Genomic DNA, 22,324 nt, shown 5'->3' with positions numbered 1-22,324 from the left:
CGGTGACGTAGCCGGTGGGCCCGCGTGCGGGTCAGCCGTAGAGCTGCGTCCCGTGCCGCTCCCGGCGGTTGGCCAGCGCCGCGTCCAGCGAGAAGGTGGCGGTGCCGGCCAGCACCAGCGGCGTCCAGGCCAGCAGGTAGGCGAGGTCGTTGCCGTAGTAGTAGGGGCTGGCGGGCCAACTCACGGTGAGCCACAGGGTCAGCGAGATCAACGCGCCGCCGAAGGCCGCCAGCCGCCCCAGCAGCCCCAGCAGCGTCCCGATCCCGACCAGCACCTGACCGCCGGCGAGGGCGTAGGCGAAGCCCACCGGGCCGTGCTGGGCCAGCCCCACCAACTGCGGCAGCGCCGCGGTGTCGTGCACCTGCCCCAGCAGTTCGCCCAGCGACCCCTTCCCGCTGGCGGCGGGGAAGGCCGGATCGGTGAGTTTCTGGAGTCCCGCGTAGAGGAAGGTGCCGCCGAGGAAGAGCCGCAGCGGGAGCAGCGCGTGGCGCGCCAGCCCGCCGCGGACTCCGCCGGCCCGGGCACCGCCCGCATCGACCGGGCGTGTGCGCTGTGCGTGAGCCATGACGTCCGCCTCTCCGTTGCCACCGGGAGCGAACGATTGTGCCGCCGCCCGCACGGCTTGGCGAGATGCGTACGCGGGTGCGCGCGAGATTCCCCCGCACGCCGACCGCCGGATCACCCGTAGTGCGGACCACTGCCCGGTTCGCACCCAATTGACGTGCGGTCCGCAGCATTTGGCGGACGGCGCCGCGCGGACCGTCCCGCGCGGCGGCCTCAGTCCTGGACCTCGATGCGGTAGCCCCGCGTCTCCGCCCCGGCCGCCGTGATCACCCGGACCTCCACGGGACCGGGCTCCACGTCGACCGGCACCGGCACCGTCAGCACCCCGTCCGTCGGGTTGGCGAACCCGCCCGGCACCGGGATCAGCGGCACCGGCACGTGCACCCCGCCGATCCGCACGACGGTGCGGGCCAGCCGGTCCGGGGTCCCCGCGCCGGGCGGGACGAAGCCGGCGCCGCGGATCTCGATGTCGTCGCCGGTGCGGATGGGCGCGGCGAGGTCGCCCAGTTCCCGGGAGCGCACGACGGAGAGGATGACCGGCCGGCCGCCGGCGACGGCCTTGCCCGCCAGGTACGTGACGCCGGAGAGCGCCGCCAGGACGACCAACACCCAGGGCAACGCCGGCAGTCGGACCGGGTCGGTGGCCAGCCGGACCAGCGCGAAGGTCAGCAGGGCCGCGTTCACCAGCGCGTACTGCGCGTCGGTGAAGCTGCCGCGGCCGCCGTCGTCCGCCAGCAGGTCGGTCGCCCGGGGGCGGTCGGCCGGGATCTTCTGCACCCGCCCGGTCCGGACGCGCCCGGCGGTCATCCCGTAGGCCAGCACCGCCACCCCGCAGCCGATGGCCAGCATGGCCAGCAGTCCGCCGGAGGGGACCAGGCCGAGGCCCGAGAGCAGCCGCCGCCGGGCGTCCGGGCCGCCGCCGACCGCCAGGTGGACGGCGAGCGTCAGGACGGCGTAGAGCACCGCCGTCACCCAGGCCGCGGCGACCGCGCGGGAGGTGGACAGCCGCCGGTCCTCGCCGATCAACGGGCCCAGTGCGCCGCCCTGTTCGCGGTGGAGCCAGGCCATCGCCGTCATACCGAGGGCCAGTACGACGGCCGCCGCCAGCGCGGCGGTGCGGCCCACCGACCAGCCGGCCCCGACGGCGGTCAACGCCTGCCCGAGGAGCAGGGCGAGCACCGCGGCCCACACCGTCACCACGGTGCGCCGGCGGACCGTCACCGACCAGGAGGCTCCCTCGGCCGCGCCGCGCTCGGCCAGCATCCGCGCGGACAGGGTCAGTTCGTCGGACACCCACTGCCGGGCGGCCCCGGCGGAGTGCGCCAGACCGGCCGGCACCCCGCGCCCGACGGCGAAGTCCTCCCGGAGCGCGACGAACGCGGCGAGCGCCTGCCGGTGCCCCTCGCGGGCCCCGTGCGGGCACCGTCCGCACCGGCACGCGCCGCCGTCACCGGGCTTCTTGCCGCCACCCGGCTCGCCCCTTCCGGCCACTGTGCTCGCCGACTCCACCGACACGTCCGTACCGCCCCGCCGCCACTCGTATCAACTTCTCGTCTTCAGACGGGAATTGTGCCTCAGAACCCCGGCCCGGCCGGTAATCGTCCAGGTCACGGAAGTCCCGTTCGGTGGCGGCAGGTTGACGCTCACCTGTGCGCCCGGCGATCCGGCGATCCGCACGGCGTCCGGACAGGACCGCGCCCGATTCCTCCGTTCGGGCGAATCGGCGCCGGTCAGCGGCTGCCCGGCCCGGACACGGCGCAAGCTTCCCGCCGTGCGCGAGATACACGGACCTCCCCGAAACGAGAACGGCACCGGCCGACGCCGGACCCGGTGGCCGTTCGCCACCGCGGTCCGGGCCGCGGCGCTGGCCGCGGCCGCGACCGCGACGCTGGCGGCCGCGCTGGCCCTGGTCACGTCCCCGCCGGCGGCCGCCCGCCCCGGGCTCCTCCACCGGCCGTCCGGCGACAACTGCGCCTACGCCGGCACCACGCCCCCCGTCCACCTGCCCACCGACTTCCCCGTACCGCCCGGCTGGCACATCCCCTGCACCACCCCCACGCCGCCGCCCCGTCCCACCCCGACGCCCGCCCCGCCACCCCCGCGGAGCACGGCGCCGCGTCCCCATCCGACGCACGCCCCGACCCGCGCCACCGCGCCCCGGCCGTCGCCACCGGCCCCACCGGTCCGCCGCGCCCCACCACCACCGCCGCCACCGCCGCCACCGCCCACCCCGCAGCCCGCGCGGCCCCTGGTGCGCCCGGCCCCGGCGCGCCCCTTCCACTACACCGCGGCCCGCCACCAGCCGACCCACGGGCGTTCCGTGGTGACCAGGACGCTGTTGATCACCACCCCGGCGGTCCTGGCCGGCGTCGCCCTCCGTCCCCGTTCGCGCTCCACGTCCCGTTCCACCGGGCGCAGTTCCTCGTAGGAGGTCCCCATGTCGCAATGGCTGGTTCTGACCATCGCCATGGCCGCGGTCTGCGGCGTCGTCCTGACCATCACCGTCCTGAAGGAACGCCGGATCGGCGAGGACGACGACCCGTCCGAGACGCCCGACGTGATCGAGTACCTGACGATGATGGTGGGGGTGGTCTACGCGATCGTGCTGGGCCTGGCCATCGCCGGAGTCTGGGAGGCCCGGAGCACCGCCGATGACACGGTGCGGGCCGAGGCGCAGGCGCTGCACGAGGTCAGCGAGCGCGCCAGGGCCTGGCAGGCGCCCGTGCGGGACACCATCCGCGCGGACGTCAACGCCTACGTCAGCTACGTCGTCCACAAGGAGTGGCCGGTGATGGCCGAGCACGGGGAACTCACCCAGCACGGCGCCGACCTGCTGCAGAAGGTCCGCGCCGACGTCACGGACTACCACCCCCGGGACGACTTCGAGCGGGAGTCCTACCAGCCGCTCGTCGACCAGGTCGCGGCCGCGGACAGCGCCCGGATGGCGCGGGCGGACGCGGCCGACTCGACGCTGCCGGGCGTGGTGTGGTTCGGGCTGATCGCCGGGGGCGTGATCTCCATCGGCGTGATGTACACGCTCCAGATCCGGCGTTCGGGGCGGGAGATGCTGATGGCCGGCGTGTTCAGCGCGCTGATCGCCTTCCTGCTCTTCCTGGTCTGGGACTTCGACGCGCCGTTCAGCCGGGGGCTGGCGGCGGCCGCGGACCCGTTCTTGGCACTGTTCCCGCAGAAGTGACGGCCGGGGGCGGCGCCGTGCGGACCCGGACGTCCGCGCGGCGCCGCCCCCGTCGTCGTTCCGCCCCCGCCCGTTGGTCGGCCGGTCAGCCGAACATCTCCGGTTCGCTCCGCGCGATCTGCTGGTACAGCGACTGGTAGTTGATCCACGCGACCAGGTCGGTGCCCAGCTGCTCCCGGGTGCGCACGGCGTCCTGATGGGAGATCAGCACCGGTTTGCCGGCCGCCTTCGCCGCCAGTTGCACCTGGCAGCAGCGCTCCATGGTGAGGAACCACCAGGCCGCCGCGTCGACCGAGTCGCCGACCGTCAACAGGCCGTGGTTGCGCAGGATCACGGCCTTGTGCGGGCCGAGCGCGGCGGCGATCCGGCGGCCTTCCTCCTCGTCCACCACCACGCCCGTGTAGGCGTCGTAGAGGGCGTGGTCCTCGTAGAACGCGCAGACGTCCTGGGTGATCGGGTCCAGGAGTTCCCCGAGGGCGGCGAGCGCGCGGCCGTAGGTGGAGTGGCTGTGGGCGGCGGCGACGACGTCCGGGCGGGCCCGGTGGACCTGCGCGTGGAGGGTGAACGCCGCCTGGTTGACGTGGTGGCGGCCCTCGACGACCTTCCCGTCGCCGTTGACCAGGACCAGGTCGCTGACGGTCATCAACGCGAACGACACCCCGAAGGGGTTGACCCAGAAGCAGTCGGCGAACTCCGGGTCGCGCACGGTGACGTGGCCCGAGACGCCCTCTTCGAACCCGTACCGGCCGAACAGCCGCAACGCCGCCACCAGGCGTTCCTTTCGGTGGCGGCGCTCCTCCTCGACGCCGGCGTGCGTCGGCGGCATCGCGAACTGCAGGTGTTCGGTGGGTATCGGCGTCGGTTCGGGCATCGCGGTCCTCCTCCTGGCGCGTACGACTCACGGCGCTCGGGCGGAAGCTACCCGCCGCTCCCCGCCAAGGCCAGGCCCGCGCCGCCACGAACCGCACCGCGGTGCCCTGCGGAGCCCGGACCGGGCCCCGCACCCGCGTGCCGGCGGACCGGGTCTACTGACGCGGCGCGCGGCCACTGAGCAGTTCCACGCCGCGGAGCAACGCGGAGTGGTCGAGCGCGCCGTCGCCCCGGGCCACCGCGGAGGCGATGAGCTGGGCGGCGAGGGCGCCGACCGGGAGGGGGGCGCCGACGGTGCGGGCGGCGTCGGTGACGATGCCCATGTCCTTGTGGTGGAGTTCGAGCTTGAAGCCGGGGGCGTAGGCGCGCTGGAGGAGGTTGTCCTTCTTACGGGCCAGTACGGCGGAGCCGGCCAGCCCGCCGCCCAGGACGTCGAGGGCCGCGGCGAGGTCGACCCCGGACTTCTCCAGGAAGACCACGGCCTCGGCGACGGCTTGCAGGTTGACCGCCACGATCAGCTGGTTGGCGGCCTTGACGGTCTGGCCGGAGCCGTGCGGACCACAGTGCACGAGGGTCGTGCCGACGGCCTCCAGGACGGGCCGGGCGGCCTCGAAGTCGGCCCGCTCGCCGCCGACCATGATCGACAGCACGCCCTCGACGGCGCCGGCCTCACCGCCCGAGACCGGCGCGTCGAGGACCCGGACGCCGTGCTCGGCGGCCCTCTTCGCGAGGTCGACGGAGGTCTGCGGGGTGATCGAGGACATGTCGATCAGCAGGGTGCCGGGCCTGGCGTGGGCCAGGATCCCGTCGGGGCCGTAGGCGAGGGCCTCGACCTGCGGGGACGCCGGGACCATGGTGACGACGACGTCCGCGTCCCGGACCGCCTCGGCGATCGACGACGCTTCCCGGCCGCCCGCGGCGACCAGGGCGTCGGCCTTGCCGGGGCTGCGGTTCCAGCCGAGCACGGCGTGCCCGGCCTTCGCGAGGTTCACCGCCATGGGGCTGCCCATGATGCCGAGGCCGAGGAAACCGATGGTGCTCATAGCGCGCGACCCACTCACTTCCACATCGCGGATTTCATTTGCCGTAATACGGAAACCATCTTCCGCTCCCGCCCGTCGGGCGTCAACCACCGCCCACGGCGCGGCCCCCGCGCGGAGCCCCACAAACGGCGACGCCGCCGCCCCCGGGCAGGGGCGGCGGCGTCGCCGTCGGGCATCAGCGGGAGGTCACTCCCACTCGATGGTGCCCGGCGGCTTGCTGGTGACGTCCAGGACGACGCGGTTGACGTCCGCGACCTCGTTGGTGATCCGGGTGGAGATGCGGGCCAGGACGTCGTACGGCATGCGCGTCCAGTCCGCGGTCATGGCGTCCTCGGAGGAGACCGGGCGCAGCACGATCGGGTGACCGTAGGTGCGGCCGTCGCCCTGGACGCCGACCGAGCGGACGTCGGCGAGCAGGACCACCGGGCACTGCCAGATCTCGCGGTCCAGGCCGGCCGTGGTCAGCTCCTCGCGGGCGATCGCGTCGGCCTCGCGCAGCAGGTCCAGGCGGTCCTGGGTGACCTCGCCGACGATCCGGATGCCCAGGCCGGGGCCGGGGAACGGCTGGCGGTGGACGATCTCCTCCGGCAGGCCCAGCTCGGCGCCGACCATCCGGACCTCGTCCTTGAACAGCTGGCGCAGCGGCTCGACGAGCTCGAACTCGATGTCGTCGGGGAGTCCGCCGACGTTGTGGTGCGACTTGATGTTCGCGGTGCCGGTGCCGCCGCCGGACTCGACGATGTCCGGGTAGAGCGTGCCCTGGACCAGGAAGGCCACTTCCTCGCCCTCGGCGCCGGCCTCGGCGACCAGTTCCGCCTGGGCCTGCTCGAAGACCCGGATGAACTCCCGGCCGATGATCTTGCGCTTCTGCTCGGGGTCGGAGACGCCCTTGAGCGCGTTCAGGAAGCGCTCGGCGGCGTCGACGACCTTGAGCTGCACGCCCGTCGCCGCCACGAAGTCCTTCTCGACCTGCTCGGTCTCGCCCTTGCGCATCAGGCCGTGGTCGACGTAGACGCAGGTCAGCTGGTCGCCGATGGCCTTCTGGACCAGGGCGGCGGCCACCGCGGAGTCCACGCCGCCGGACAGTCCGCAGATCGCCCGCTTGCTGCCGACCTGCGCGCGGATCGCCGCGACCTGCTCCTCGACCACGCTGGTGGTCGTCCAGGTCGGCTCGATGCCCGCACCGCGGTACAGGAAGTGCTCCAGCACCTGCTGGCCGTGCGTGGAGTGCAGCACCTCGGGGTGGTACTGGACGCCGTAGAGCTTCTTCTCGTCGTTCTCGAACGCCGCGACCGGGACCAGGTCCGTGGAGGCGGTGACGGCGAAGCCCTCGGGCGCTGCGGAGCAGGCGTCGCCGTGCGACATCCACACGGACTGTTCGGCCGGGGTGCCCTCGAAGAGGGTGGAACCGGGCTTGCTGACGGCCAGGGCGGTGCGGCCGTACTCACGGGCACCGTTGTTGTCGACCGTGCCGCCGAGGGTGGTCGCCATCAGCTGGAAGCCGTAGCACATGCCGAAGACCGGGACACCGGCTTCGAACAGGGCACGGTCCAGGCTGGGGGCGCCTTCGGCGTAGACCGACGACGGACCGCCGGAGAGGATGATCGCCTTGGGGTTCTTGGCGAGCATCTCGGCCACCGGCATGGTGGACGGGACGATCTCGCTGTAGACCCGGGCCTCTCGGACCCGACGGGCGATGAGCTGGGCGTACTGTGCGCCGAAGTCGACAACGAGGACGACGTCCGGTGCGGCGGCAGGGGGCGCTGATGGCACTTCGGCGGCCTTCCGGCGGTGTGGAGCGGGGTTGGACTTTCGATTCTAACGGGCTCATACTGAACGCCATGTTCCAGCAGTGCAGCTTCGCCTTTACCTATGGCACCGGCCCGTCCGGCTGCCATGGTCGCGCTGCTTGATCAACTGACACGCGACTTCCCCAGGCGCCCCGGGCCGACAACGGTCCGGGGCGCCTGTGTCTGTCCGGGACCGTCAGCGGTTTCCGCGGCTCCCGGGGCCCATCCGCCCCTCGGAGAAACGGAAAACGACCATGACCAGCAACACCGCACCGACGACCGCACCGACCGCCCCCACCACCGTGCCGGACACCGGCGCCAGCACCCCCGAGGCGGACGGGACGATCCGGGACGCCCGGCGCCGGATCGACGATCTCGACGGCCGGATCATCGGGCTCGTCCAGGAACGGATGGCCGTCTCGGCCGTCATCCAGCGCGAGCGGATCGCCTCCGGCGGGCGCCGGCTGAGCCTCTCCCGCGAGATGGAGGTGCTGGCCCACTACCGCGAGCAGCTCGGCCGCCCGGGCACCGCGCTGGCGATGACCCTGCTGGAACTGTCCCGGGGCCGGGTCTGAGGCCGCTGCGGGCGCACGTCCGCGGCTGGTTCCGATCGCCCGGAGCGCCGGTTCCGTGCGGGGAACCGGCTGGATCTGAGTTCGGGTGCCGACTCACCCGTACGGCGCGTGACCGCGCCCCGAGAGGGGTCGTTGTTCCCGGTGCCACGCCAGCCAGGCGCGGCCTGCAGGACTACGCGTAGACGCCGCCCCGCGGGCGGAAAGCCGGAGCGATGAGACGCCGGCCGCTGGCAGCGGCCCGCGTCGTGGGACCTCGCTCCGGGCCGTGACCGGTCAGCAGGGGACAGCAGCCCGGTCACACCGATGGGGTGGTCGGTCCTGGGGACGCCCGGGACCGACCGCATCCGTCGAAACGGTTGCGCCAGGTGAGGCGCATCCAGGACGATGCTTGACGAACCGTCGACCGCTTCCGGTACGGACCTTTACCGTGCACGCCATTGGTCCATACCGGCGGGGAACGACGCACCGCGCACCATCCCCCGCACCAATCCGCACCACCCCGATGAGCCAGCGGCGCTATCCCCCCCCCAGCGCCGCCCGTCGGTGCCGGCGCTGCCCTGACGCCGGCATCGAAAGCCAAGGGCCCCGTGGCCTCCGCGTTCCCCCCCTCGCGGAGGATTTCCCGGGGCCCTTCGCTGTGCGCCGGCCATGTGGTGCCTGTGTGAACGCTGTGACGCGTGTGAGAGAGATCACGACGCTCTTCTTGGTTGAGTGAACAACCTTTTTCGGCCATCCGCTGTCACGTACCTGACATCGCACGGCCATACCGCGCCCCACCGCGACGGCCAGCACCACCACGAAGTGCCGCGCCACGGCGCTTCGGACCCCGAGAGGTCTTCTGGATGAAGCTCCGCCGTGCCCTGACGTCCGTCGCCGCGACGGCCGTCCTCGCCCCCGCCGCCCTCCTGGCAGCACCCGCCGCGCAGGCGGCCGGTCCCGACACCGCGGCCACCGCGAGCGCCGGGCCGACGCCGGTCACCCCCGGCCCGGAGCAGGGTGCCGACGAGACCCCGTCGGCCGGGCCCACCGCCGGCGACGACGCGTCCGGCGGCGCGACCGAGCCCGCCGAGGACGCCGGTGCCGAAACCGGCACCGGGAGCAGCGCCACCCCGACCGCCCCGGCCACCCCGGACAGCACCGGCAAGCCCGGGCCCACCCCGTCGGGCCCGCCGACGACCGCGCCCGGCTCCCCGTCCCCCGGCCCGTCGGACGACGGTGTGTGCACCCTCGACGACGCGGCGCTCGACGTCAGCGTGGCCGGGCTGCCCTCGAAGCTGGTCGCCGGCGCCGACTGGTCGCGGTTCGGCGTCAAGCTGCGCAACACCACCGACAGGAAGCTGGACGAGGTCTACCCGTTCATCCTGGCGGTGCCGTTGGAGGGCGACGGCGACCACCCCGAGTCCGCACTGCACCTGGAGTACCAGGACCCGGAGACCGGCAGGTGGACGACGTTCGGCGAGTGGTCCGACGGCGACTACTTCGGCTGGTTCGAGCTGGACGCGCACCAGACCGCCGAGTTGACGCTGCGGATCCGCGCCGACAAGGGCGCCACGCCCGGTGACGGGTTCGCGCTGATCGCCGGCGACTACTACAACGGTGACGGGTCCTGCGGCTCGTCCGAGGAGCACTGGTACGACTTCGCGATCCTGCCGGCCGGCAGCAAGCCGGGGGAGGTCCCGCCGGCCAAGCCCGGCAAGCCCGGCAACAAGCCGGGGCCGCAGGGCACCGCCAAGCCGGTCGCCACCGGCAAGCCCAAGGAGGGCCTGGACAAGCTGCCGGTGACCGGCAACCTCGCCGCGACCGGCGCCTCCTCCGCGCTGCCGACGATCGGCCTGGTGGGCGGCGTGGCGATGGCCGTGGGCGCCGGGGCGATCTTCGTCGTCCGGCGGCGCAAGGCCACCGGCGGCGTCGCCGCGTAACGGGCCGCGGGGCGGGGCCGTCCCCCTGGGGCGGCCCTCCCGCGCGTCCGCGGCTACTTCTTGGGCGGGACCTCCGGCACGGCCAGCAGCGGCAGGGTGAGCGCGCCGAACGCCGAGGCGGGGACGGCCGGGCGGAGCGGTGCGACCGGCGCCACCCGCGCGTAGGGCCGCCCGGGGCCCGGGCGCGGGTCCGCCTCGCCCTTGTTGGGCCACAGGGACATGGCGCGCTCGGCCTGGGCGGTGATCGTCAGGGACGGGTTGACGCCGAGGTTGGCGGAGACCGCGGCGCCGTCGACGACCGAGATGCCCGGGTGGCCGTAGAGCCGGTGGTAGGGGTCGATGACGCCGTGGTCGGCGTCCGCGCCGATCGGGCAACCGCCGAGGAAGTGCGCGGTGAGCGGGGTGCCCATCAGCTCGCCGACGTTGCTGCCCGGGAAGCCGTTGATCTCCTGGGCGAGCAGGGTGGCCGCCTCGGTGGCCTCGGGGATCTGGTTGGGGTTGGGGGCGCCGTGGCCCTGCCGGGCGGTGAGCAGGCCCTTCCCCAGGCCGCCCGGTTTGCGGTACGTGGTCAGGGAGTTGTCGAGGGACTGCATCACCAGGCCGATGATGGTGCGCTCGGACCAGCGGCGGTTGGAGAGCGAGCGGAGCGCCAGCACCGGGTGGCGGACCATGTTGCCGGCCCAGCCCAGGACCCGGCCGGCCGGGCGGTACGGGACCTGGAGGATCGTCAGGCTCCCCATGGAGTTGGAGCCCCGGCCGTAGCGGACCGGCTCGATGTGGGTGTTCTCGTCCGGGTGGATCGACGAGGTGATCGCGACGCCCTTGGTGAAGTCGACCCGGTCGGTGCCGTGGCGCTTCTGGTAGCGCCGGCCGGTGGTCTGGGCGCCCACCAGGGCCTCGGAGTTGGTGCGGGTCAGGGTGCCGAGCCGGGCCGAGAGGTACGGCAGCAGACCGCTGTCCTTCATGCGGTGCAGCAGGGTCTGGGTGCCGTAGGTGCCGGCGGCGAGGACGACCCGGCGGGCGGTGAACGTCCGGCCCGCCCCCTTCTTCTTGTTGTCGGTGGGCAGCGTGCGGACGGCGAAGCCGCCGCGGGAGTCCTCGGTGACGGCGACGACGGAGGTCATCGGGTGGATCACCGCGCCGGCCCGTTCGGCGAGGTGGAGGTAGTTCTCGTTGAGGGTGTTCTTGGCGCCGTGCCGGCAGCCGGTCATGCACTCGCCGCATTCGGTGCACGCCCGGCGGGACGGGCCGGCGCCGCCGAAGTACGGGTCGGGGACCTCCCCGCCGGGCGGCGCCGTCGCCGGGGCGGCGGCCCCTTCGGTGCCCTCGGCGACCGCGTCCCTGCCGTCCCCGAAGAACACCCCGACCGGCGCCATGTGGAAGGAGTCGCCGACGCCCATGGCCCGGGCGGTCTCCTTCAGGTGGACGTCGGACGGGGTCATCGTCGGGTTGAGCCGGACGCCGAGCATCCGCCGGGCCTGGTCGTAGTACGGCGTCAACTCCTGCTGCCAGTCGGTGATGCCGCGCCACTGGGGGTCGTCGAAGAACGCCTTGGGCGGGACGTAGAGGGTGTTGGCGTAGTTGAGCGAGCCGCCGCCGACGCCGGCGCCGGCCAGCACCATCACGTTGCCCAGCAGGTGGATACGCTGGATGCCGTAGAGGCCGAGCGCCGGGGCCCACAGGTAGTTCTTCAGGTCCCAGGAGTTCTTGGGCAGGGTCTCGCGGGTGAACCGCCGACCGGCTTCGAGGACGCCGACGCGGTAGCCCTTCTCGGTCAGGCGCAGGGCCGAGACCGCGCCGCCGAAGCCGGAGCCGACGACGAGGACGTCGTAGTCGTAGCCGGCGTCGTCGGGGGCAGTCGCGTCGGCCGCGGTGCCGTCGGGGGCGGTCGCGTCGGGGTTGCCGCTCTCCTCGGTCGGGGCGTGGTGGTGGGCAGAGTTCTCCTGTGGCACCGGTACCTCCGTATCCGTGTTCGGGGCGCCGCCCCGGACCCCGCTCCTGAAACGCCGGAGGGGCTGACTGTGCACGCCCGGGGGCCAACCGGCCCCCGGGACGGCCGCGTCGTGCGGCTCAGCGCAGGCGGAACGCCTTCATCACACGCAGGCTGCGGGTCATGAAGGCCGCGTACTTCTCGTCGTCCATCCCGAAGGCCGGGCCCAGCGGCATCAGCCGCTGCTGGGCGACGGTCTGCGCCTCGGTGTACTTCAGGATGCCCTCGGAGCCGTGCCGGCGGCCCAGGCCCGAGTCGCCCATCCCGCCCATCGGGGACTGCACGCTGCCGTAGCCGGCCGCGTACGCCTCGTTGACGTTGACGGTGCCGGTGCGCAGGCGGGCCGCGAGCGCCCGGCCGCGCCGGCCGTCCTTGGTCCAGACGCTCGAATTCAGGCCGTACGGCGTGGCGTTGGCGCGGGTCACCACCTCGTCCTCGTCGCGGAAGCGGTAGATCGAGACGACCGGGCCGAAGGTCTCCTCACCGCAGACCGCCATCGGCACCTCGACGCCTTCGAGGATCGTCGGCTCGTAGAAGAGCGGGCCGACGTCGGGGCGGGGCCGGCCGCCGGCGACCACCCGGGCGCCCTTGGCGACGGCCTCCTCGACGTGCCGGGTGACGGTCTCCAACTGGCGCGCGCCGACCAGCGAGCCCATGTCGGCGCCGTAGGCGAGGGCGTTGCCCAGCCGCATCGCCTTGGTCCGGGCGGCGAACCGCTCGACGAAGGCGTCCGCGATCGACTCGTGGACGTAGAGCCGCTCGATGGAGATGCACAGCTGGCCCGCGGAGGAGAAGCAGCCGCGGACGGCGCCGGCGGCGGCCTTGTCGAGGTCGGCGTCGTGCAGCACCACCATGGCGTTCTTGCCGCCGAGTTCGAGGGAGACGCCGACGAGCCGGGCTGCGGCGCCCTGGGCGACCTCGCGGCCGGTGCGGGTGGAGCCGGTGAACGAGACGTAGTCGGCGTGCTTGACGACCTCCGGGCCGACGACCGGGCCCTCGCCGATCACGACCTGCCAGACGTCCTCCGGGAGCCCGGCCTCGATCAGCTGCTCGCGGGCCCACAGGGCGGTCAGCGCGGTCTCGGTGTCGGGCTTCATGACCACGGCGTTGCCGGCGACGAAGGCCGGCAGGGCGTCGCCGACGGTCAGCTCGAAGGGGTAGTTCCAGGGGGCTATCTGCCCCACCACGCCGCGCGGCTGGCGGAGTTCGGTGACCTTGGTCAGGGTCGGCACGACGCCGGTGTGGCCCTTGGGGCGGAGGTAGGCGGGGGCCTTGCGGCCGTAGTGGCGGGCGGCGACGGCGACCGCCTGCACCTCCTCGTGGGCGTGCAGCCGCGCCTTGCCGGTCTCCAGCTGGATCAGGTCGAGGACCTCGGCCTGGCGGCGCAGGACCAGGTCGTGGAAGCGGAGCAGGACCGCGGCGCGCTGCCGGACCGGGACCTTCGCCCAGCGCTCCTGCGCGGCGCGGGCCCGCTCGAAGGCGGTGGCGACGTCCTCGGGGGTGGACTCGGGCAGGTCCGCCAGCTTCTCCCCGGTGAACGGGGTGTGGTTGGCGGTGCTCCCGCTGCCGACCACGCACCGGGTGAGGCGGGCGGCCACCTCCGGGGGGACCACGTCGGCGGCGGTGCGGGTGCCGGGCGCGGCGCGCACCACCGGGTTGCCTCCCGCGCCCTCGGCGGCGCCCGGGCCGGAGGTGCCCCCGGCGGGGGCCTCGGGGGACGGCGGGGCGTCCTGGGGGGCCTCGTCGGTGGCGGAGGCGGTACCGGTGTCCTGCGAGTCCGTCATGCGGGCGAGCGTATGCGCCCGGGACCGCTTTGTGTACCCGGGAGTAACAGGTTTTCACGGGCTGCGCACAATCGCGCCAGCGTTTGCTGGCCGCAACGTGGCTGGTCTGGGGGGATGCGCCGGGTACGGACCACCTGCGACGGCCGCGGCGCGACGGGGCGGGCCGGGCGCCGGGCGGTCACCGTCCGGCGAGCCGGAAGGACGCGATCGCGGTGTCGAACTGCCGCTCGGCCTCGCTCCGGGAGGCGACCGGGGAGGAGGTCCAGACGTCCATCATCCGGCCGCCCTCGTTCCAGCTCAGGTCGTAGGTGTAGCGCGCGTCGCCGTCCTGGGCGCCGCCGTCCCAGCCGAACTCCCAGCGACCGGCCCGGTGTCCGTTGTGGGTGGTCTCGACGACCTGCCCGTCGCGGTAGCCGTCGTAGGTGGTGGGCCCCTTGGCGTCCGCCGTGCGCATCGCGCCGATCGGGCCCTCGGGCACCGGCTGCTGGAGCTGCACGCCGATCCGGAAACGCCTGCCCTCGGAGTAGTAGTAGACCCGGTCGTTCTCGTAGGAGCGGGTGAAGCCGGTCGGGACCGCCATGCTGAAGCCGGCCGGGTCGTGGACCGTCCGGTATCCGGGCGGTGCGGAACCGTCGCCGCCCGGGGCGATCGACGTGGTGACGGTGACCGTGGGGGCGGGGCCGTCCGGGGCGCTGCCCCGCGGGTCCGCCGGCCCCTGGGGGGCGCGCTGCCCCTTCTTCCCCTGGGGGGCGCCGGCCTGCGCCGAGGCGCCGGGGTGCGGGGCGGTCGACTCGTCGGTGCTGCCCGCGCCGGTCCCGTCGGCCAGGTAGGCGGCCGTGCCCGCCGCGGCCCCGGCGAGGACGACCACGGCGGCGGCGACCATCAGGGCGCGGCGGGCCTGCGGGCGGGCGGGGTCCGGGGCCCGGCCGGCGGAGGCGTAGGCGGGGGTGCCGGGGGTGCCGGGGGTGCCTGTGGCGTCGGGGGTGCCTGTGACGTCGGGGGCTCCCGGGACCCCCGGGGCGCCGGTCCCGGCCCCGGCCGCCGGCGGGGCGCCGCCGAGCAGCCGCTCCGTCGCGTCGACGTCCAACCGCCGCCGCGGATCGCGCTCCAACAGGCCCCGCACGACGTCCGCCAACGGGTCGACGGGCGGCGGGAGTTCGACGTCCTCGTAGACCACGGCGTGCAGCACCCCGGCCGTCGAGTCCCGGCGGAACGGCGTCGCGCCGCTGAGGACGGCGCACAGCAGCACCCCCAGGGACCACAGGTCGGCCGCCGGGCCGGCACCGCGTCCGGACATCCGCTCCGGGGCGGTGTACTCGGGCGAGCCGACGAAGCCGCCGGCATCGGTCAACGTCGTCACGCCGGGCACCTGGGCGATCCCGAAGTCGGTGAGCACCACCGGTTGGGTGTCGCGCTCCAGCAGTACGTTGGCCGGTTTGATGTCGCGGTGCAGCACGCCCCGGGCGTGCGCGGCCCGCAGCGCGCCCAGCAGTGCCAGGCCGATCCGGGCCGCCTCGGCCGGCGGGAGCGGTCCGCCGGACGCCAGCCGGTCGGCCAGCGACTCGCCCTCCACCAGCTCCATCACGATCCACGGCCGCCCGTCCTGCTCGACCACGTCGTGCACCACGATCACGTGCGGATGCTTGACCTGGGCGACCGTCCGCGCCTCCCGCATCGCCCGGTCGCGCTGCACCCGCGCCGCGGGCTCCGCCGCCAGGTCGTCCACGTGGAGTTCCTTGACCGCCACGTGGCGGCCCAGCAGTTCGTCCGTGGCCCGCCAGACCGTGCCCATGCCGCCGCGGCCCAGCCGGATGTCCAGCCGGTAGCGGGCACCGATCAGTCGGCCTTCTCCCCCGAAGATCCCCATGGCGACATCCTGCCGCACGACCACCACGCGTACGGGGGCGGCTCCCGCCTCGCCGATGCCCCAACACCGCCCTGATCACGGCTAGTTACTACCAGTAGGGCACGCCCCCCGCCCCCACCTGCGCCGGCGGCGAAAAGGGCCGGGAACCTCCCTCCCGTGTGGTCGACTGTCCGTCATGGAGGCAGTCATAGCGAGCGTCGTCGCGGTCTTCGGAACCCTGCTGGGTTCCGCCGTCACCCACCACTTCCAACGGCGGTCCGCCGACCGCAGCGAACAGTTCGCCCGCGCGCAACGGCTCCGCCAGGAACGGATGGACGCGTACTGCGCGTACGCGGCGGCGCTCCTGGAGTACCGGCGGGTCCTGGTCCACCGCTGGTTCGTGCGGCACGAGGAGGGCCGCTGCGGCGAGGACACCGCGGAGTTGGGCGAGGAGTCCCGCAAGGCCCGGACCGCGGCCCAAGAAGCCATGTTCCGGGCCCAGATGGTCACCGAGGACCCGACCGTCCTCGCCGGCGTCGAACGGGTCCTGGAGGAGGTGACGGAGATCCAGTGGGCGCCGGACCTCGCCGCCTTCAACGCCCTGCGGGACGGCACGCGCGGGGGCATCCGCGACTTCGTGGCGGTCACCGCCCGCCGCCTGCGGTGACCGCGGCCCGTCCGGTACGGGTCGGCGCCCCGGCGCACCGCGTACCGTGAGCCCCCGCACGGATCTTGATCAACTCGCGACACACGGAGCGGAACCTCCCCCGCCCCCGGACCCGTCCTTGACACAGTGAGGCGGCGGTAGCGGCGGCACCGGCGACGACTCCGCCACGGCGACGAGCGGCACGGAAACGGGGATCGGGCATGGTCATGCGGGACGGCGACGTGCTGGACGTCCGTCCGGGCGGCGCCCCGTCCCGCGCCGCCCCCGAGGACCACGGCGCGTACCGCACCACCGCGTTCTTCCTGACGCTCTACGCGTCCGCGCTCACCGCCTGGACGGTCTACGGCATCGTCCAGGGGGACGGGTCCCTCTGGGACTTCGTCGAGGGGCTCTTCAACCCCGGCGCCTCCCCCGCCTCCCAACTGGTCGGCCCCTACGAGTGGGCCTTCGCCGCCGCGTTCTTCGCGACCGCCGCACTCGCCGTCGCCCACCGGCGCTCGGCCCGCAGCGCCGCGCTCTTCTCCGGGTGCTTCCTGCTGGCCGTCTCGCTGCGCGAGGCGGTCGGCCTGTTCGACGCGGCCTACCGCGACCAGTACGCCACCGACCCGCTCGGCGGGTGGGCGCTGGCCACCCGGGTGCTGGGCCTGGTGGTGGCGGTGGCCGTGCTGACCACCATGTTCCCGGCGGCCGAGCACCGCCGGCGCCGGCGCGCGCAGTCCGCCCCCGCCGCCCCGCGCCCCGCCCCCTGCGCCCGGGACCGGCGCCTGTCCCGCATCTGCGGCGTCCTCTTCCTCGTCATGGGCCTGGCCCGGCTCGCCTGGACCGTCCGCGACCTGACGACGGCCGGGATGGACACCGCCCGCTACCTCCGCGGCGCGGTCGACGGCTCGGTGCTGGGCACCCTCAACCTGGCCGCGTCAACGGAGTTCACCACCCTGGGCTCGGTGCTGGGCTTCCTCGTGCTGGGCACCCTGGCCTTCCGCGCCCGCCGCGACGTCCGCGGCGCGCTCCTGGTCTTCGCCTCGATCCAGCTGTACCTCACCGTCCGCACGGTCGTCTGGCTGACCGTCACCGACTTCTTCAACCAGTCCTTCGAAACCCCCGAGGGCGCGCTCTCGATGGCCACCACGGCGTTCGAGCTGGCCACGATGACGTCAGCGGTGGTGTTGGTGATGGGGACGGGGGCGGGGCGGGGCGAGGACGTTGCCGCCGACGACCGTGCACCGTGACGCCGCGCCCGCGCGCCCAGAGGCGTAGCGTGGTCGATACGTCCGACTCGCGGGGGTGGCCATGGAGTTGTTCCACGAGGAGCCCGACATCGGGGAGCGCATCGCCCGGCTGCGCGCGCGGCGCAGACTGACGCAGGAAGGGCTCGCCGAGCGGGCCGGGCTGTCCGTCGACATCGTGCGCAAACTCGAACAAGGCGTGCGCCGGACGGCCCGGCTGAGCACCCTCAACGCCCTGGCCGCCGCGCTGGACGTGGAGACGTCCACGCTGGTCGGCAAGCCGGCCACCTTCGAGGTGCGCAGCGACGGCGAACAGCCGTCCGTACTGGCGCTGCGTCAGGCCGTCGCCCCGGTTTCCGAACTCCTCGGGGACGAACCCGATCCCGAGGAGCCGCCGGACCTCGCGTCGCTGCGGGCCTCCCTGCGCTCGACAGAGCGCATCCGGCGGGAAGGCCGCATGGCGGAGATCGGCACGCTGCTGCCGCAGTTGATCCGGGATGCCAAGGCGGTGGCGCACGCCTCCACCGGTGCCACGGCGGCCGCCGCCCGCTCCGTGCTGGCCGAGGCGTACCAGATCGCCGCGACGACACTGGCCGCGCTGGGCAAGGAGGATGCCGCGTTCACCGCGCTCGAACGGGCGCGGACGGCCGCGGCCCAGGGAGACGACCCGCACCTGGAGACGGTGGGCTTCTCCTGCCTCGCCTGGGTCCTGACCAAGCAGGGGCGGTTGGCGGACGCCGAACGGGTCGCGCTCAGCACCGCGGAGCGCGTCGAGCCCGGCTTCCGCTCCCCGCCGGTCGAACTGGCCCTGTGGGGCGTCCTGCTGCTCCGGGCGGCGACGGCGGCCGTCCGCAGGGAGCGCCACGACACCGTGCGGCAGTTGCTCACGCTGACGGGCGCGGCGGCGGCCGGCCTCGGGGCGGACCGGATCGACTACGCCACGCCGTTCGGCCCCACCAACGTGGGCGTGGCGAAGGTCAACTTCCTGGTGGAGATGGCGGACGGCGCGCAGGCCCTGCGCGCCGCGCGGACCGTACCGGAGCTGCGGGCCCTGCCGCCCACCTGGCGCGCCCGGTTCCACGTCGACCGAGCCCTGGCCCACGCCGACCTGAACCAGGACGACGCGGCGGTGACGGCCCTGCTCACGGCCGAGCGGACCGCCCCGGAGTGGATGCGGTACCACTCCACCAGCCTCCGCCTGGTGTCCGAACTCCGCGGGCGGGAACGGCGGCGGACCTCCCCGCTGGCGGAGCTCGCCGGGCGCCTCGACCTCGACGCGTAGCCGCCGGCCCCGGGGTGGGACACGGCGTCCCACCCCGGGTGCGAAGTGGCACGGGTCGTCCCTGTCCGCGCGGTGCGCAGCCGCCTAGCGTTGGCGGCCCGTCAGGACGACGGCCCCGGCCCCCGGCCGCTCCCCCCCACCCAAGAAGGCAGGCCACGTGTCGCACCCCTCCGACCGCCCCGTCGCCCGGCTGTTGCCCTGGACCGGGCCCGACGGCCAGACCTGTTACCTGCTCACCGACCGCGCGGGCGCCGGCCGCGTGTCCCGTCATGCCGACCAGGTGGAGGAGGTGCACTTGGCGATGGGCCTCGGGCTGCTGGAGCACGCCGAGCCGTTGCTCGACGATCCGGCGGCCGACGCGGGGCAGCTGCGCTTCCTGTCGGCGCAGCTGAGCACGGCACTGCGGGACGCCGTACGGGTCGCGGAGAGCCGCGGGGACCTGCTGGCGGAGTACCGGCTCCGCGCCGGCGCCGAGGGCACGGGGGCGGTCGAGGTGACAGAGATGACCGAGGGGGCCGAGATGACCGAGGGGGCCGGGATGACCGAGGGCGCCGGGCGCGCGGACGGGCCGGCGGGACGGAAGGTCGGCGGCGAGGGCGGCAGCGACGGGGCCTCGTAGGCCCCCGCGACCGGCTGGAAGAGGTCTCCGCCGGGCCGCCCCCGCACGCCGGGGACGTCCGCCGCGTGTGGGGGCCGCGACGGCCGTCGATGTGAACTGCAACGCCTCTTGGGCTTGTGGCCTCTTCAGTGGTGCAGCATGAGAACCACTCTGCCCGCGGGGTCCGCCCCGCACCATCGTCCGCAGGTCGGGCGAGGACCCCCGCCGGTCGGCGGGGGTGCGGGGCCCTCTGGAGGGGGACCCGACGGCAGGGGAACGGAGTCGCGCAGCGCCGGGCGGTTCCGGGCTCGGACGGTGTGTGGAAGAAAGGGGCGGCCGGTGATCCGTGTCGCTGTGGTGGATGACGAGCGGCTCGTCAGGTCCGGACTGCGGATGATCCTGGGGACCGCCCCGGACATCGAGATGGTGGCGGACTGCGGCGGCGCGGAGGCCGCACGGACCGTGCTGGGGTGCGCGGCCGATGTCGTCCTGCTCGACATCCGGATGCCGGACGTGGACGGGCTGACCGTGCTGCGCCAACTGCGGGCCGCGCCCGAGCCGCCGGCCGTGGCGATGCTCACCACCTTCGACGCCCAGGAGTACCTGACGGCGGCGCTGCGGGAGGGCGCGGCCGGCTTCCTGCTCAAGGACTCCGACCCGGAGCAACTGGTGCGGGCGGTGCGGACGCTGGCGGCGGGCGGCAGCGTGCTGGATCCCGGGGTGACCCGGGCCGTGATCGGCGGCTACCTGACGGCCGAGGACCAGGCCGCGGCGGCCCGGACGGTGAGCGGGCTGACGCCGCGCGAGTCGCAGGTGCTGGCGCTGCTGGGCGAGGGGCTGGGCAACGCGCCGATCGCGGAGCGGATGGGGCTGGCGCCCAGCACGGTGAAGGACCACGTGCGGGCGCTGCTGGCCAAGCTGGGCGGGATCAACCGGGTGCAGGCGGCGATCGTCGCCGACCGGGCGGGCCTGGTGGCCGGGGCCCCGCGGGGGACCGGGTGAGACCCGGCCGCGGGACGGGCCCGGGCGGCGCGGCACGGGACGCGGCGGAGCACGGCCGGGCCCCGGCCCGGGCGCACCTGCCCCGGGCCGTCGGCCGACTGCTGCGCACACCGCTGGCCGGCCGGCTGCGCCGGATCGTCCCGGTGGTGCTGCCGGTGCTGCTGGCGATCGCCGACGCGCTGCTGGTCAACGGGCTGGAAATGGCGTTGGAGCTGGGCGTCTCGGTGGTCGCGGCGACCGCCCTGCTGCTGCGCCGCCGATGGCCGCTGCTGGTGTTCCTGGTGACCCTGCCGGGGCTCTACATCGGCTACATCTGGTTCGCGCCGATGATCGCCCTGTACACCCTCGCCGCCTCCCCCACGGCCGGACCGGCGCGCCGGCGGTGCGCCCCCGGTCCCGCCCGGCTCGGGTTCTGCGCGCTGCTGCTGGTGGCCGCGCACTTCCTGCCGTACCCGCTCTCGGACTTCGAGCCGACCGCGTACCGCGAGAACACCCTGGTCCTGATCGACGCCTGCGTCACCTCCGCGGCGCCGATCGCGCTCGGCCTGCTGGTCCGCACCCGTCGCGAACTCGCCTCCCGCATCGAGGACTTGACCCGCAGCATGCGGCGCGAGGACCGGCTGCTGGCGGAGCGGGTGAAGGCCACCGAACGGGCCCGACTGGCCCGCGAGATGCACGACGTGGTGGCCCACCAGGTCAGCCTCATCAGCCTCCAGGCCGGGGCGGTGCAGGTCAGCACCGAGGACGAGGCGGCGCGCAACGGGGCCCGGACCATCCGCGAGCTGTCCGTGCGCACCCTGGAGGAGCTGCGGCACATGGTCGGCGTCCTGCGCGCGGCCGGCGGCGACGCCCGGGTGGCGGGCGAACTGGCCCCGCAGCCCGACCTGGACGAGCTGCCCCGGCTGATCGAGATGAGCGCGCTGGACGTGACGTACGAGGGGCTGGCCGCGGGGCACGACGGCGGGTCCGGCGCGGGCCGGCCGCGCGGCGCCAGGACGGTCGAGCGGGCCGCGTTCCGCACCGTCCAGGAGGCGCTCACCAACGTCCGTAAGCACGCGCCGGGCGCGCGGGTGCGGGTCCGCGTCGACGCGGTGGAACTGGGCGCGGCGGCCGGCACGGACGCGGCGGAGCGGGCCCGCGAAGGGCTGCGGGTGGAGATCCGCAACGGGCCGCCGGACGCGACGGCGACGGTCCCCGGACTCCCCGGCGGCGGGCACGGGCTGGTGGGGCTGCGCGAACGCGCGCAGAGCCTCGGCGGGACGTTGGAGGCGCGCCCCACGTCCGAAGGGGGCTTCGTCGTACGGGCGGAGCTCCCGTACGGGGCGGGGTGAGGGCGGGGCACCGCTGCGGGGGGCCGGGGTGGGCCCGCGCGCCGCGCGAGGCGGCCGCCGCCGGCCGCCTCAGGCCGACAGGGGCGCTGCCGCCTCGTCGACCGCGGTGGACAGGTCCGGGTAGACCTCGAAGAGCCGGCGCACGCCCAGGGCGGCGAGCACGCGGTTGACGTGCGAGCCGTCGACGGCGCCCTGGGCGGGCAGGATCAGTCTCAGCCGCCCCTGACAGGACCGCATCAGACGGCGGGCGGCGATCAGCACGCCCACCCCGCTGGAGTCGCAGAACCGGACCTCGGACAGGTCCAGGACCAGCGACCGCCGGCCGTCGGCCACCGCGTCGTGCACGTGCTGGCGCACCGCGGGCGATGTGACCAGGTCCATTTCCCCGGAGACCTGGAGTACGGCCCAGGGGCCCTTTTCGTCCTCTGCCACCTTCAACGACACGCGCTCGAAGCCTTTCGCTCGCTTTCGGACCGGATGCGTCCCGGTTGCAATACGGAACCCACCCTTCCCGGCTCGACTGCCCGGCCTCTCCCCCGTGAAACGCTTTCGATTCCATGGCGCGGCGGGCCAACCCTCCCCAAGGCTATGCCCAGAGCGCGGCGGGTTTTCGCCCGCAACCGGTCACACCCGCATAACGC

19 protein-coding genes are annotated in these 22,324 nt (G+C 74.4%); 10 read left to right on the top strand and 9 right to left on the bottom strand.

The features are described 5' to 3' along the window. Nucleotides 1-31: 31 nt before the first annotated feature. Nucleotides 32-565 carry a DoxX family membrane protein gene (locus ABD385_RS17405; protein ID WP_344576712.1) on the bottom strand — a complete coding sequence of 178 codons (534 nt, stop codon included), beginning with the start codon at nt 563-565 and terminating at the stop codon, nt 32-34. Nucleotides 566-777: 212 nt separating this feature from the next. Further along, entirely contained in the window at nt 778-2,079 is a 1,302-nt protein-coding gene (locus ABD385_RS17400; RefSeq protein WP_425585422.1) for a hypothetical protein, read from the bottom strand. Between the two features lie 256 nt (nt 2,080-2,335). Here ABD385_RS17400 and ABD385_RS17395 point away from each other — a divergent pair, with 256 nt between their 5' ends. Continuing rightward, a complete protein-coding gene (locus ABD385_RS17395) occupies nt 2,336-2,992 on the top strand; it encodes a hypothetical protein (RefSeq protein WP_344576711.1) in 657 nt (218 codons plus the stop codon). A 9-nt stretch (nt 2,993-3,001) separates the two neighbouring features. After that, nucleotides 3,002-3,760: a bestrophin-like domain gene (locus ABD385_RS17390; protein WP_344576710.1), complete on the top strand. Its 759-nt coding sequence runs from the start codon at nt 3,002-3,004 to the stop codon at nt 3,758-3,760. An 85-nt stretch (nt 3,761-3,845) separates the two neighbouring features. Here the strand turns inward: ABD385_RS17390 and ABD385_RS17385 are convergent, their stop codons facing one another. The 3 genes from ABD385_RS17385 to guaA all read right to left on the bottom strand — a co-directional run bounded on the left by ABD385_RS17385 (nt 3,846) and on the right by guaA (nt 7,446). Then, the gene (locus ABD385_RS17385) at nt 3,846-4,631 is read right to left on the bottom strand and encodes a class II aldolase/adducin family protein (protein ID WP_344576708.1); all 786 of its coding nucleotides are present in this window, start codon (nt 4,629-4,631) and stop codon (nt 3,846-3,848) included. A gap of 154 nt (nt 4,632-4,785) precedes the next feature. Further along, nucleotides 4,786-5,673 (bottom strand): 2-hydroxy-3-oxopropionate reductase, encoded by an 888-nt coding sequence (locus tag ABD385_RS17380; protein ID WP_344576707.1) that lies wholly within the window; start codon nt 5,671-5,673, stop codon nt 4,786-4,788. Nucleotides 5,674-5,859: 186 nt separating this feature from the next. Continuing rightward, entirely contained in the window at nt 5,860-7,446 is a 1,587-nt protein-coding gene (guaA, locus tag ABD385_RS17375) for a glutamine-hydrolyzing GMP synthase (RefSeq protein WP_344576705.1), read from the bottom strand. A gap of 271 nt (nt 7,447-7,717) precedes the next feature. On the opposite strand from guaA, the gene ABD385_RS17370 reads away from it, so the two are divergent. Together ABD385_RS17370 and ABD385_RS17365 are read left to right on the top strand one after the other, a co-directional pair. Further along, complete coding sequence (locus ABD385_RS17370; protein WP_344576703.1) at nt 7,718-8,038, top strand: chorismate mutase; 321 nt, start codon at nt 7,718-7,720, stop codon at nt 8,036-8,038. Nucleotides 8,039-8,880: 842 nt separating this feature from the next. Then, nucleotides 8,881-9,957, top strand: coding sequence for an LPXTG cell wall anchor domain-containing protein (locus tag ABD385_RS17365; RefSeq protein WP_344576699.1), 1,077 nt, complete (start codon nt 8,881-8,883; stop codon nt 9,955-9,957). A gap of 53 nt (nt 9,958-10,010) precedes the next feature. Here the strand turns inward: ABD385_RS17365 and ABD385_RS17360 are convergent, their stop codons facing one another. From ABD385_RS17360 to ABD385_RS17350, 3 genes are all read right to left on the bottom strand, one after another. Beyond that, nucleotides 10,011-11,909 (bottom strand): GMC oxidoreductase, encoded by a 1,899-nt coding sequence (locus ABD385_RS17360; protein WP_344576696.1) that lies wholly within the window; start codon nt 11,907-11,909, stop codon nt 10,011-10,013. 118 nt (nt 11,910-12,027) lie between these two features. Next, a complete protein-coding gene (locus ABD385_RS17355; RefSeq protein ID WP_344576693.1) occupies nt 12,028-13,731 on the bottom strand; it encodes a succinic semialdehyde dehydrogenase in 1,704 nt (567 codons plus the stop codon). A gap of 178 nt (nt 13,732-13,909) precedes the next feature. Further along, nucleotides 13,910-15,598, bottom strand: coding sequence for a serine/threonine-protein kinase (locus tag ABD385_RS17350; RefSeq protein WP_344576692.1), 1,689 nt, complete (start codon nt 15,596-15,598; stop codon nt 13,910-13,912). A 175-nt stretch (nt 15,599-15,773) separates the two neighbouring features. Here ABD385_RS17350 and ABD385_RS17345 point away from each other — a divergent pair, with 175 nt between their 5' ends. The 6 genes from ABD385_RS17345 to ABD385_RS17320 all read left to right on the top strand — a co-directional run bounded on the left by ABD385_RS17345 (nt 15,774) and on the right by ABD385_RS17320 (nt 21,683). Beyond that, complete coding sequence (locus ABD385_RS17345; protein WP_344576689.1) at nt 15,774-16,244, top strand: hypothetical protein; 471 nt, start codon at nt 15,774-15,776, stop codon at nt 16,242-16,244. A 200-nt stretch (nt 16,245-16,444) separates the two neighbouring features. Further along, nucleotides 16,445-17,473 (top strand): hypothetical protein, encoded by a 1,029-nt coding sequence (locus ABD385_RS17340; RefSeq protein WP_344576686.1) that lies wholly within the window; start codon nt 16,445-16,447, stop codon nt 17,471-17,473. A 61-nt stretch (nt 17,474-17,534) separates the two neighbouring features. Next, nucleotides 17,535-18,752: a helix-turn-helix domain-containing protein gene (locus ABD385_RS17335; RefSeq protein ID WP_344576685.1), complete on the top strand. Its 1,218-nt coding sequence runs from the start codon at nt 17,535-17,537 to the stop codon at nt 18,750-18,752. A 157-nt stretch (nt 18,753-18,909) separates the two neighbouring features. After that, entirely contained in the window at nt 18,910-19,371 is a 462-nt protein-coding gene (locus ABD385_RS17330; protein ID WP_344576683.1) for a hypothetical protein, read from the top strand. A gap of 318 nt (nt 19,372-19,689) precedes the next feature. After that, nucleotides 19,690-20,352, top strand: a complete 663-nt coding sequence (locus ABD385_RS17325; protein WP_344576680.1) for a response regulator — start codon at nt 19,690-19,692, stop codon at nt 20,350-20,352. Further along, nucleotides 20,349-21,683, top strand: a complete 1,335-nt coding sequence (locus ABD385_RS17320) for a sensor histidine kinase (protein ID WP_425585421.1) — start codon at nt 20,349-20,351, stop codon at nt 21,681-21,683. The genes ABD385_RS17325 and ABD385_RS17320 overlap by 4 nt, the downstream gene beginning before the upstream one ends. A 69-nt stretch (nt 21,684-21,752) precedes the next feature. Here ABD385_RS17320 and ABD385_RS17315 read toward each other — a convergent pair whose 3' ends face one another. After that, nucleotides 21,753-22,127 (bottom strand): STAS domain-containing protein, encoded by a 375-nt coding sequence (locus tag ABD385_RS17315; RefSeq protein ID WP_037634995.1) that lies wholly within the window; start codon nt 22,125-22,127, stop codon nt 21,753-21,755. Nucleotides 22,128-22,324 lie beyond the last annotated feature (197 nt).

The organism is Streptomyces lunalinharesii, assembly GCF_039532155.1.
GTDB classification, from domain to species: Bacteria; Actinomycetota; Actinomycetes; order Streptomycetales; family Streptomycetaceae; genus Streptomyces; species Streptomyces lunalinharesii.
This window is presented reverse-complemented; position numbering and strand designations above follow the sequence as displayed.

Coding starts and splice junctions, on each gene's coding strand:
- ABD385_RS17340 (WP_344576686.1), top strand. CDS start 16,445: ATGGTCATGCGGGACGGCGACGTGCTGGACGTCCGTCCGGGCGGCGCC.
- ABD385_RS17335 (WP_344576685.1), top strand. CDS start 17,535: ATGGAGTTGTTCCACGAGGAGCCCGACATCGGGGAGCGCATCGCCCGG.
- ABD385_RS17345 (WP_344576689.1), top strand. CDS start 15,774: ATGGAGGCAGTCATAGCGAGCGTCGTCGCGGTCTTCGGAACCCTGCTG.
- ABD385_RS17380 (WP_344576707.1), bottom strand. CDS start 5,673: ATGAGCACCATCGGTTTCCTCGGCCTCGGCATCATGGGCAGCCCCATG.
- ABD385_RS17385 (WP_344576708.1), bottom strand. CDS start 4,631: ATGCCCGAACCGACGCCGATACCCACCGAACACCTGCAGTTCGCGATG.
- ABD385_RS17355 (WP_344576693.1), bottom strand. CDS start 13,731: ATGACGGACTCGCAGGACACCGGTACCGCCTCCGCCACCGACGAGGCC.
- ABD385_RS17390 (WP_344576710.1), top strand. CDS start 3,002: ATGTCGCAATGGCTGGTTCTGACCATCGCCATGGCCGCGGTCTGCGGC.
- ABD385_RS17370 (WP_344576703.1), top strand. CDS start 7,718: ATGACCAGCAACACCGCACCGACGACCGCACCGACCGCCCCCACCACC.
- ABD385_RS17350 (WP_344576692.1), bottom strand. CDS start 15,598: ATGGGGATCTTCGGGGGAGAAGGCCGACTGATCGGTGCCCGCTACCGG.
- ABD385_RS17405 (WP_344576712.1), bottom strand. CDS start 565: ATGGCTCACGCACAGCGCACACGCCCGGTCGATGCGGGCGGTGCCCGG.
- ABD385_RS17365 (WP_344576699.1), top strand. CDS start 8,881: ATGAAGCTCCGCCGTGCCCTGACGTCCGTCGCCGCGACGGCCGTCCTC.